Annotated in this window: 13 protein-coding genes and 1 pseudogene; 8 read left to right on the forward strand and 6 right to left on the reverse strand. The window is 66.0% G+C overall.

Going from position 1 to position 10,031, the window contains the following annotated elements:
- Positions 1 to 14 precede the first annotated feature (14 nt).
- Positions 15 to 1,217, reverse strand: a complete 1,203-nt coding sequence (purT, locus tag EO170_RS01065) for a formate-dependent phosphoribosylglycinamide formyltransferase (protein ID WP_126941874.1) — start codon at positions 1,215 to 1,217, stop codon at positions 15 to 17.
- A 128-nt stretch (positions 1,218 to 1,345) separates the two neighbouring features.
- On the opposite strand from purT, the gene EO170_RS01070 reads away from it, so the two are divergent.
- From EO170_RS01070 to EO170_RS01095, 6 genes are read left to right on the forward strand one after another with little or no spacing between them, the layout of a single operon-like run.
- A complete protein-coding gene (locus EO170_RS01070) occupies positions 1,346 to 2,203 on the forward strand; it encodes an SPFH domain-containing protein (protein ID WP_104582429.1) in 858 nt (285 codons plus the stop codon).
- 9 nt (positions 2,204 to 2,212) lie between these two features.
- Entirely contained in the window at positions 2,213 to 2,497 is a 285-nt protein-coding gene (locus tag EO170_RS01075; RefSeq protein WP_115676364.1) for a hypothetical protein, read from the forward strand.
- Positions 2,494 to 2,673, forward strand: coding sequence for an Arc family DNA binding domain-containing protein (locus tag EO170_RS01080; protein ID WP_115676363.1), 180 nt, complete (start codon positions 2,494 to 2,496; stop codon positions 2,671 to 2,673). The genes EO170_RS01075 and EO170_RS01080 overlap by 4 nt, the downstream gene beginning before the upstream one ends.
- A complete protein-coding gene (locus EO170_RS01085) occupies positions 2,670 to 2,858 on the forward strand; it encodes a hypothetical protein (protein ID WP_126941876.1) in 189 nt (62 codons plus the stop codon). Before EO170_RS01080 ends, EO170_RS01085 begins: the two co-directional genes overlap by 4 nt.
- Before the next feature lies 1 nt (position 2,859).
- Positions 2,860 to 3,465 carry a PH domain-containing protein gene (locus EO170_RS01090; protein ID WP_126941878.1) on the forward strand — a complete coding sequence of 202 codons (606 nt, stop codon included), beginning with the start codon at positions 2,860 to 2,862 and terminating at the stop codon, positions 3,463 to 3,465.
- Positions 3,466 to 3,480: 15 nt separating this feature from the next.
- Positions 3,481 to 4,278, forward strand: a complete 798-nt coding sequence (locus EO170_RS01095; protein ID WP_126941880.1) for a M15 family metallopeptidase — start codon at positions 3,481 to 3,483, stop codon at positions 4,276 to 4,278.
- Positions 4,279 to 4,313: 35 nt separating this feature from the next.
- Here EO170_RS01095 and EO170_RS01100 read toward each other — a convergent pair whose 3' ends face one another.
- The 5 genes from EO170_RS01100 to EO170_RS01120 form a co-directional block, all read right to left on the reverse strand.
- On the reverse strand, positions 4,314 to 4,988 hold the full coding sequence (locus EO170_RS01100) for a DNA-3-methyladenine glycosylase (RefSeq protein WP_119128894.1): 675 nt from the start codon (positions 4,986 to 4,988) through the stop codon (positions 4,314 to 4,316).
- A 2-nt stretch (positions 4,989 to 4,990) separates the two neighbouring features.
- On the reverse strand, positions 4,991 to 5,362 hold the full coding sequence (locus EO170_RS01105) for a DUF423 domain-containing protein (RefSeq protein WP_104650282.1): 372 nt from the start codon (positions 5,360 to 5,362) through the stop codon (positions 4,991 to 4,993).
- Positions 5,363 to 5,457: 95 nt separating this feature from the next.
- Positions 5,458 to 6,639 carry an SRPBCC family protein gene (locus EO170_RS01110; RefSeq protein WP_119132560.1) on the reverse strand — a complete coding sequence of 394 codons (1,182 nt, stop codon included), beginning with the start codon at positions 6,637 to 6,639 and terminating at the stop codon, positions 5,458 to 5,460.
- A gap of 373 nt (positions 6,640 to 7,012) precedes the next feature.
- On the reverse strand, positions 7,013 to 7,654 hold the full coding sequence (locus EO170_RS01115; RefSeq protein WP_005990002.1) for a response regulator transcription factor: 642 nt from the start codon (positions 7,652 to 7,654) through the stop codon (positions 7,013 to 7,015).
- Positions 7,654 to 8,850: a sensor histidine kinase gene (locus EO170_RS01120; RefSeq protein ID WP_104582422.1), complete on the reverse strand. Its 1,197-nt coding sequence runs from the start codon at positions 8,848 to 8,850 to the stop codon at positions 7,654 to 7,656. Before EO170_RS01120 ends, EO170_RS01115 begins: the two co-directional genes overlap by 1 nt.
- Positions 8,851 to 9,074: 224 nt before the next feature.
- On the opposite strand from EO170_RS01120, the gene EO170_RS01130 reads away from it, so the two are divergent.
- Positions 9,075 to 9,671 (forward strand): GNAT family N-acetyltransferase, encoded by a 597-nt coding sequence (locus tag EO170_RS01130; protein WP_104582421.1) that lies wholly within the window; start codon positions 9,075 to 9,077, stop codon positions 9,669 to 9,671.
- Positions 9,672 to 9,674: 3 nt separating this feature from the next.
- A pseudogene (gene minC, locus EO170_RS01135) lies at positions 9,675 to 10,031 on the forward strand (septum site-determining protein MinC); the annotation flags it as partial.

Here is a 10,031-nt window from a genome sequence, read left to right on the forward strand (position 1 = left end):
GCCGATCACCGCACTCAGGCGTCCAGTTGAACCTGTAATGCCTCGGCGGCCGTACGCGCCTTCGCGCGCGCGGCGTCGATGCTGTCCGCGCGTGCCAGGGTGACGCCGACGCGGCGGTGGCCGTCCACGCGCGGTTTGCCGAACAGACGCAACGCGGCGTCCGGGTCGCGCAGGGCCTGCGCGACATTGTCGAACACCGGGACGCCATGGCCATGGGCAAGCAGCGCGCACGAGGCCGACGGGCCGCTCTGACGGATCGCGCCACCGTTCTGCGCACCGACCGGCAGGCCGAGAATCGCACGGGCGTGCAATGCGAACTCGCTCAGGTCCTGCGACACCAGCGTGACCAGGCCGGTGTCGTGCGGGCGCGGCGAGACTTCGCTGAACCAGACCTCGTCGCCCTTGACGAACAACTCCACCCCGAACAGGCCCAGACCGCCCAGGTCGTCGGTGATCGCTTGCGCGATCTGCTGCGCGCGTTGCAGGGCGGCCGCTGACATCGGCTGCGGCTGCCAGCTTTCGCGGTAGTCGCCATCCTTCTGCCAATGCCCGATCGGGTCGCAGAACGACGTGCCGCCAGCATGCCGCACGGTCAGCAGGGTGATCTCGTAATCGAAGTCGATGAAGCCCTCGACGATGCAACGGCCGGCACCGGCGCGTCCGCCGGTCTGCGCGTACTCCCAGGCCGCATCGATGTCCGCTTCGCTGCGCACGGTGCTCTGGCCCTTGCCCGAGGACGACATCACCGGCTTGACCACGCACGGCAGGCCGACCGCGGTGATCGCCTCGCGGTACTCGGCGGCCGTGTCGACAAAGCGATACGGCGAGGTCGGCAGGCCGAGCGTCTCGGCTGCCAGGCGACGGATGCCTTCGCGGTCCATGGTCAGCCGTGCGGCGCGCGCGGTCGGGATGACCCGCTGGCCCTGCTCCCGTTCCAGCGCGACCAGCGTTTCGGTATGGATCGCCTCGATCTCCGGCACGATCAGGTGCGGTTGCTCCTGGGCGATCAGTGCGCGCAGCGCCTGCGGATCGAGCATGTCCAGCACATGCGAACGGTGTGCGACCTGCATCGCCGGCGCGTTGGCGTAGCGATCGGCGGCGATCACTTCCACCCCGAAGCGCTGCAATTCGATCGCCACTTCCTTGCCCAGCTCGCCCGAGCCCAGCAGCAACACGCGGGTGGCGGAAGGCGACAACGGCGTGCCGAGAGTAGTCATGAGCGCGGTCCAGATCGGATGGGGGGCCGCCATTCTAACGGGCAGCCATCACGACCGACGACCGAAGGCCTTGCATCGACTGATATCACTTTGATATCTTTTTTGCACTTCCCAAGGACACCGCCCTCATGAAAGAGAAGCCGATCAGCTCACTGCCGGGCATCCCCGTCGTTCTCGTCGCCGCTGCGGCATTCGCCGCCGCCGTCTGGATGCTGCTCACCGGCGACGCCAAGCCTGCAGCACTGATCACCACCGGTGTGGTCGGGGCGGCTGGCATCTTCTTCCTGGCTGGCCTGTACACCCTGGAACCGAACCAGGCGGCGGTGTTGAGCCTGTTCGGCAAGTACGTCGGCACGGTCAAGGATGCGGGCCTGCGCTGGAACAGCCCCTTCTACGCCAAGCGCCGGGTCAGCCAGCGCGTACGCAACTTCGAAAGCGGCCGGCTCAAGGTCAACGAACTGGACGGCAGCCCGATCGAGATCGCCGCGGTGATCGTGTGGCAGGTGCTGGATGCCTCCGAGGCGGTCTACAACGTCGACGACTATGAGAGCTTCGTGCATATCCAGTCCGAAGCGGCGTTGCGCGCGATGGCCACCAGCTACCCCTACGACCAGCACGAAGACGATCAGATCTCGCTGCGCAGCCATCCGGCCGAGATCAGCGAGCAGCTCAAGCGCCATCTGGACGAACGCCTCACCCAGGCCGGCGTGGACGTGATCGAGGCGCGCATCAGCCACCTCGCCTACGCGCCGGAAATCGCTCAGGCCATGTTGCAGCGTCAGCAGGCCAATGCGGTGATCGCCGCACGCACGCGCATCGTCGCCGGTGCGGTGGGCATGGTGGAAATGGCCTTGTCCGAGCTGCAGAAAAACGGCGTGGTGCAGCTGGACGAAGAGCGCAAGGCGCACATGGTCAGCAACCTGCTCACCGTGCTGTGTTCTGATCGCGGGACCCAACCGGTGGTCAACGCCGGCTCGCTGTATTGAGGTGATGCAATGAATGTCATGGTGCCGTTGGTCGTCGCGCTGTCCGGCTTGCCTGCACTGGCAATCGCCGCCTCCATCGGTGCGGACGACGACGAGCGTGCGCGCGGCCTGGGGCTGCGCTGGGCCTTGATCAGCCTGGTCATCCTGGTCGGTGCCGCCTGCCTGTACTGGGCCGGCGACAACCGCGCCGGCATCTACGCGGTGGTGATCGGCATGCTGGTCGGCGTGAACGTCTTGATCGTCTCGATGGTCATGCACCTGCGCCGCCACAGCGGCCGCGGGGAGCGCGAATGAGCGAGAAGAAGGCCTATCCGCTGCGCATCAACGCCGATGTACTGGCCGCCGCGCAGCGCTGGGCCGACGACGAACTGCGCAGCCTCAACGCGCAGATCGAATACCTGCTGCGCGATGCCCTGCGCAAGGCCGGGCGCCTGCCAAAACCGCGCGATGACAAGGAACCGCCGACATGAACACGCAGCTGGATTCTCCGCTTCTCGCGCTGACACACACACTCGCCGATAACATCAGGCGCGATGACAGCCGGGACGCATTGATCGCGCGAGGTCACTCTGGTGGGAAACTGACCAAGCTCACCAGGCACCGCACCCCGAGCACGACGTCGCTAATGTCGCTGGCGTTGAAGAAGACGCTCTGAGATGGCGAAGCGATCCGGCTCATCCCAAAGCACTGCCACAGCGCCCAGAGCGCGTGCCGGGCGATACCCGCAGCCGCGCCGACGCGACTATGCTGCGGCTCCGGCGACGCGCTGGAGCCTGGCAATCTGGCTGTGGCTACCGCTGTCGATCGCTGCCGGCCTCATCGCTACCGCGCATGCAAGCAGTCATGACGGACCCGGTACGCTGATGGGGCATTTGGGCATCCTGCTGACAGTGGCGGTGGCGTGCACGGTTGCGCACGCGCGACGCAGCGTCCAGCTGGACGACAACCGCCTGATCGTCCGCTCGACCTTCTTTACCAAGCGTGTGCCACTACACGCGCTCCGCCTGGACAGCGCACGCATTGTCGACCTGGCCGGACACACGGCGTTCAAACCGGGCCTGCAGTTGCTCGGCTTTGGTTATCCGGGATTCAAATCGGGGTATTACCGCAGCAAATCCGCAGCCAGAGGCTTTTATCTGCTGACCCAGTCCAGGCGGGTGCTGATTCTGCCGTTGCGCGACAACGGCCTGGTGGTCCTCAGTCTTGAGCAGCCACACCAGTTGCTCGAGGATTTGCGCCAGCTGGCCGTACGCCACGCTTAGCCCTACCCTGTTGCGATGCGCCCGCCCCAGACCCTGCTGCTCAACACCACTGCCATCGAACTGTGGCCGGCAAACCTGCTGCGTGCGCGCAGCAACGCGGATGCGCGCGTGCTGGCACAGGCCGATTGGGTGCTGCGGCGCAAGCGTGACGGACGCTATCTGGCCGCGCATCTGCCGCAGGGCATGATGCCGTTGATCCCGCGGCTGGTACGCGAGCCGGGTCTGGACGACGCGCTGGACCGGCTGCAAGCCACCGCTGCGCGCGCACGACAGGCACGGGGCGCAGTGCTGGCCATCGACGGCTTACAAAACCGCTTGACCCAACTCGGGCTGGACGCAGACGACTATGTGCAGCGAACCGGCCTGCAGCTGACCGCCGAGCCGGCGACCTTGCACTTTGCCGGGCACGATCGCTTCGATCGGCCGCTATGGCTCAGCGCCGGCGCCGCGCGTGCGTGGCGCTTCATGCGCGCCGCCGCATTGCACGCGGACATCGTGCTGGATGCCATCTCCGGCTACCGCAGCCACGATTATCAACTGGGCATCTTCGAGCGCAAGTTCGGGCGCGGGCTCACACTGGAACAGATCCTGGCAGTCAATGCCGCCCCCGGTTTCAGCGAACACCACAGTGGCGACGCACTGGATATCGGCACCCCGGGCGAACCGCCGGCAGAAGAATCGTTTGAGGCCACGGCTGCGTTTGCCTGGCTGAGCAGCCACGCACCGCGTTTTGGCTATCGTTTGAGCTACCCACGCAATAACCTGCACGGCATCGTCTACGAGCCGTGGCATTGGCGCTGGCATGCAGGCTGATGCGTGCGACGGTCGCGCCCAGGTCCCGTGCGCGATCACTCCTGCGAGCGCGGTGTCGGCACCTTGGCGGCCACGCTGAAGTCGGCGATCTTCCACAGATAGAACGCGGCATAGCTGCGGTACGGGCCCCAGCGTTCGCCGCGGATGGCCAGTTCCTTCGGCGTCGGCATCTGCTCCTGCCTGTCCACGCGCTGGGCGCCCTTGCGCACGCCAAGGTCGTCGACGGGCAGCAGGTCCGGGCGACCCAGCCGGAACATCAGCATCATTTCCACCGTCCAGCGGCCGATGCCGCGCACCGGCACCAGCGCCTGGACAATCGCTTCCTCGTCCATGAAGGCGAGCTTGCGCAGGGAAGGAATCTCGCCATCGCGCTCACGGCGCGCCAGATCGCGCAAGGCCAGCGACTTGTTGCCGGAGACACCGCACGCACGCAGTGCCGCATCGTCGATGCGACCAAGCGTGTCTGCATGCAGGCGCGACGCACCGATGGCCACTTCCACCCGTGCCACGATCGTCGATGCGGCCTTGCCGCTGAGCTGCTGAAACAGGATCGCGCGCGCCAACGCATCCACCGGGTCGAACGGCTTGCGCCAACCCGGCTGCGCGGCAATCGGGCCGATGCGCTTCATCCATGCACCCAGCGCGCGATCGCGCCGGGCCAGGTGCGCGAATGCGGCTTCCACATCGAATCCGCGGGCGTGGCGCGGCATGCTCAGCGCCTCAACGCGCCGATCGCCAGCACCACCCAGCCCAGCATCAGGCTGACCCCGCCAACCGGCGCCAGGCTGGTCGGCCAGTGCAACACCGCGCCGCCGGCCAGGCTGCCGGCAAACAGCAGCGTGCCGAGCAACAGCAGATACAGGCCGATCCGGCCAAGCGCACGCGTCTCGGTGGCGCCGAGCACCGTCAGCACGGCGCCGTGGCCGAAGGCATACAGCGCTGCCAGTTGCAGCCGCGATTGCACCAGCGCATCGGTCACGCCATGCGAGGCATAGGCCGACAGGCCCACCGCGATGGCGGCCAGCAAGGCACCGCAACACGCCAGCAGCGAAGGATGTTTCTTGCGACGTTCGAGCAGGGACATGAAGGCGGTTCCATTGCAGCGCCGTGGCGCAAAAAAAAACGCGCCGCAGGACTGCGGCGCGTTTTGGTCTGGATCAGGTCATCGTGGCGAAACGATTACTTGATGGCCCAGTAGACGTCGTAGGTACCGTCCTGCGTAAACGACTTGTCCACGCCGCCCTTCCACGACTCGTACGGACGCTCGGTCACGTCGTTGCCGTTGGTGGCAGCCCAGGCACGCAGGGAGCTACGCACTGCATCCAGGCCGGCCATGTGGCCTGCATAGGTCGCAAATGCGGAACGGTGTGCCTTGGTGCGCTCGTACTTGACCGGTGCTTCCGACGGGATGTTGACCTTCAACTCCTCGCCCGTGGCAGCAACCGGCGTTGCATCCACAGGTGCGGCAGCCGCGGCGTCATCCTTCTTGGCATCAGCCTTGGCGGTGTCGGCCTTGGCATCGGTCTTCGGCGCGCCACCGGCACGCTTGCGGACCGGCTGCACCACGTCGAAGGCGTACTTGTCGGAGGCAAAGTCGGTGGTCACGATGCGGACCGGACCAGCAGCCTCGAGGCCGTTGGCGTCCATCACGCGCTTGATCCACTCCTGGTTGTCCTTGATCGACTTCTTGATCGTCTCGTTGTCACGATCGATGTTGCCTGCGTTGACGACCAACAGGTCCTCGGCCGGCACATCGACGATCTTGAGATCGCTCAACACCGGCTTGCCGTCGAGCTGGGCGCGGTAGTCGAAATTCGGCACGGTGGCCAGTGCGGTCGCCAGACGCGACAGACCCAGCTTCAGGTCGTCGCCCACGTGGCGGCTGACATACAGGCCGGCATAACGACCAAACAGGTTCCAGCCGTACTTGACGCTGTAGTCCTGGGTGATCTTGACGTTCTTGTTGTTCTTGCCAGTCGGCGCAAGGGTGAAGTTGGTGACTTTGTCGTAGCCCTTGGTGGGATCGTCGATCGAAATCTCAACACGCTCGTTCTTGACGCTGTTGGTGATCTCCCAGCTGCCGTCGCCGATGTAGCCTTCGGTGGAGCTGTATTCGACGCGTGCACCCTTGCCCTCTTCCGGGCCGACCAGCTTCAGCTGGATCTTCGGGTCACGCAGCACAAGCGGGTTCCAATCCTTGAAACGACGGAAGCTGTTCACGGTGTCGTAAACAATCGTCATCCTGCGGTTGGTCTCAACACTCTCGGACATCTGCCGCTCCGAGGGCAACACCAAGCCCACCACGACAAACAAGCCAGCCACGATCCCCAAGGCGATCAGGAACTCGATAATACGGGTCATTCAGGAGGTCTCCGGGGCCGATCCCACGGCCGGGTTGAGTGAAGCGAAGCCGCCATCCTAGCAGGCTTCGAGAAAGATGTTCAGTTGTGCGACGGGTAGCGCGGTCTTGCGGTGTCATGGACCGCGCAACCGCGCGGTCCATGACTGCGCAACCCCAACCTGCACAGGGGTTTGGGCAGATTGCGCGCAGCTATCATGCACATCGCGCGATGCCTGTGTGTGATGCGATGGCTGCCGGCGCCGTTTTCGGCCTCCGGCAGCGGGCTGGATCCGGTCCGGAAACGACCAGACCACCTCGCCGCGCCCCCTGGCGCACGCGCGGCGGAGCGCACGCGCCGCCGCAGGCCGGAAGCAGCGCCACCTGCGTTGCCGATCAGACCAATTGCAGTTCGAAGGCCTTCAACACCGCGCGGGTGCGGTCACGCACGCCGAGCTTGGACAGGATGTTGGAGACGTGGTTCTTGATGGTGCCCTCGGCCACGCCCAGCGAGTTGGCGATCTCCTTGTTGGAAAAGCCGCTGGCCATCAGCCGCAGGATCTCGGTCTCGCGGTCGGTCAGCGGATCGGGCCGGTCCAGGCTGACGAACTCGTTGCGCATGTGCTCCAGGCCCGACAGCAGGCGCTGGGTCACCGCCGGCTGCACCAGCGAGCCGCCGTCGGCCACGGTGCGGATCGCGCCGACCAGCTGCTCCAGCGAGACGTCCTTGAGCAGATAGCCTTTGGCGCCGGCCTTGAGTCCGGCCAGCACCAGCTGGTCGTCGTCGAAGGTGGTCAGGATGATGGTCGGCGGCAGCGTGCCGTTGCGCGAGAGCATCTGCAGCGCTTCCAGGCCGGACATCACCGGCATGCGCATGTCCATCAGCACCACGTCGGGCTGGATCTGCGGGATCTGCTCCACCGCCTGCTTGCCGTCGGAGGCCTCGGCCACCACTTCGATGCCGTTGTCCAGCGCCAGCAGCGAGCGGATGCCCTGGCGTACCAGGGTTTGGTCGTCGACCAGGCACACACGGATCATCAAAACACTCCTTGAGTAACGGCCGCAGGCATCAGTGCCGGCGCGCCTGGAACGGAGATGCGCAGGCCGAAGCCGTCACCCCGCCGGGTCTGGATCTCCAACTGGCCACCATACTGGTTCAGCCGTTCGCGCATGCCGCGCAGCCCGTTACCGGGCGCCACCGTCTCGGCGCCGTGGCCGTCGTCGCGCGCGTCGATCAGCACGCTGTCTCCGTCCCGGCGCACCTGGATCCACAGGTTGCGCGCACCGGCGTGGCGCACCGCATTGGTGATGATTTCCTGGGTACAGCGCAGCAGCACATGCGCGCGTTCGGGGTCGTCCAGGGTCAGCGGCTGGGCGATGTCCAGATGGATGTCCAGCGACGGCACCTGGGTCACCAGCGGGCGCAGGGCCGCTTCCAGGTCGATCGCGCCGCTGTCGCGCAGCTGGCTGACCGCTTCGCGCACATCGGTGAGCAGCAGCTTGGCCAGCGTATGCGCCTGGCGCACATGCTCCTGGGCCTGGCCGTCGGTGATGTGGCCGGCCACTTCCAGGTTCAGGCTCAGCGCGGTGAGGTGGTGGCCAAGCAGGTCGTGCAGTTCGCGCGAGATGCGGGTGCGCTCGTTGACGCGGGCGCTTTCGGCCAGCAGCGCGCGGGTGGCGCGCAATTCGGCATTGAGCCGGCGCTGTTCTTCGCGGGCATCGGTCTGCTGGCGCGCGACCAGGCTGGTCACGAAAATGAACATCGAGAAGCCGCCGTACAGCAACGACTGCATCAGCGCGGCGAACAGGGTGAAGTCCGGGCGCAGGTAATAGAACACCGGCAGCACCGCCAGCTGGCTGAGTACCAGCCAGGCCACGCCGATGCGCAGCGGCAGCAACCAGGGGATCACCCCGGCCGCCACCATCATCAGGATGCTGCCCAGCCCGGTTCCGCTCAGATAGCTGACCGCCAGCGCGAAGATGGTCAGCAGCAGCAGGATCAGCCGGTCGTACCAATGGGCGTGGCCGCCGCTGCTCAGGCCGCGGGTCAGCCAGAAGTAGCTGGCGCCGAAACCGACGAAGAACGCCGACATCAGCAGGCCCTCGGCCACGCTGCGGTGGTCGCCCTCCTCGGCGGCCGGCCAGTAGGTGTACACCAACGGCATGGCGATCATCGCCCAGGTGAACAGGCCGGCGAAGCGCAGGACGCGCGTATGACTGAGGTATCCCAACATGCAGGCATCTTAGGCGCTCGCCGGGCGGCTGCCCTCTTGCCGGAAGTCATGCATGTGCTTGCACGGACGGACGGTCCCGGCAGCAAGACCTCCCGGCGTCGGCGTGGTGCGTCCGCCTCGTACGCACAGGGCCGGCACACGGCGGGTCGCCGCTTCAGGCCACGCATGCAATAATCCGACGCAGATCCGATTTCGGGTCGAGAGCGTTACCCCACGGAGTCCCAATGTCGATCGTTATCCGCGACGTGCGCGAGCACGAGCTCGATTCCGTCCTGGCCCTGAACAACAATGCCGGACTGGCAATCCTGCCGCTGGATTCAACCAAGCTGCAACGTTTCTACGAGCAGGCCGAATATTTCCGCGTCGCCGAGCGCGACGGCAACCTGGCCGGGTTCCTGGTCGGGTTCGGCAGCGGCAGTGCGCATGACAGCAGCAATTTCGCCTGGTTCCGGGACCGTCACCCGGAATTCTTCTATATCGACCGCATCGTGGTCGCCAGCCGCCGTCGCGGCGGCGGCGTCGGGCGTGCGTTCTATGCCGATGTGCAGAGCTATACCGAGTTGCGCTACCCGCAACTGGCCTGCGAAGTGTTCCTGGACCATGGCGCCGATGCGGCGTTGCTGTTCCATGGCAGCTTCGGCTTTCGCGAGGTCGGCCAGAACACCATGGCCGATGTCGAGGTGCGCGCCAGCATGCTGATGAAAGACATGTGCAGCTATCCGTGGGTCAAGGAGACCTATGCCGGCAAGTTGCCGGACCATCTGCCGTGGGTCGGCCGGCCGCGGCATGCCGCCACCGACAACCCGTCGACGGGGAGCTGAGGCGTGGCAAGCGTGAATGTGGATTTCGAACAGGCCGGCGAACTGAAGATCGGCCAGGTGGGCATCGCCAACCTGCGCGTGCGCACGCTGGACGTCCCGCGCCTGGTGCGCGAGATGCGCGAACGCGTGACCCGCGCGCCGAAGTTGTTCGGACGCGCGGCGGTGATCCTGGATTTCGGCGGGCTGTCGCAGTTGCCGGACCTGGACACGGCCAAGGCGCTGCTGGACGGTCTGCGCGATGCCGGCGTATTGCCGGTGGCACTGGCCTACGGCACCAGCGAGATCGACCTGCTCTCGCAGCAGCTCGGCGTGCCGCTGCTGGCCAAGTTCCGGGCGCAATACGAGCCGACCGCGGTGAGC

Origin of the sequence: Xanthomonas sp. BRIP62409 (genome assembly GCF_003992965.1) — a bacterium.
In the GTDB taxonomy this organism is placed as follows: Bacteria; Pseudomonadota; Gammaproteobacteria; order Xanthomonadales; family Xanthomonadaceae; genus Xanthomonas; species Xanthomonas euroxanthea.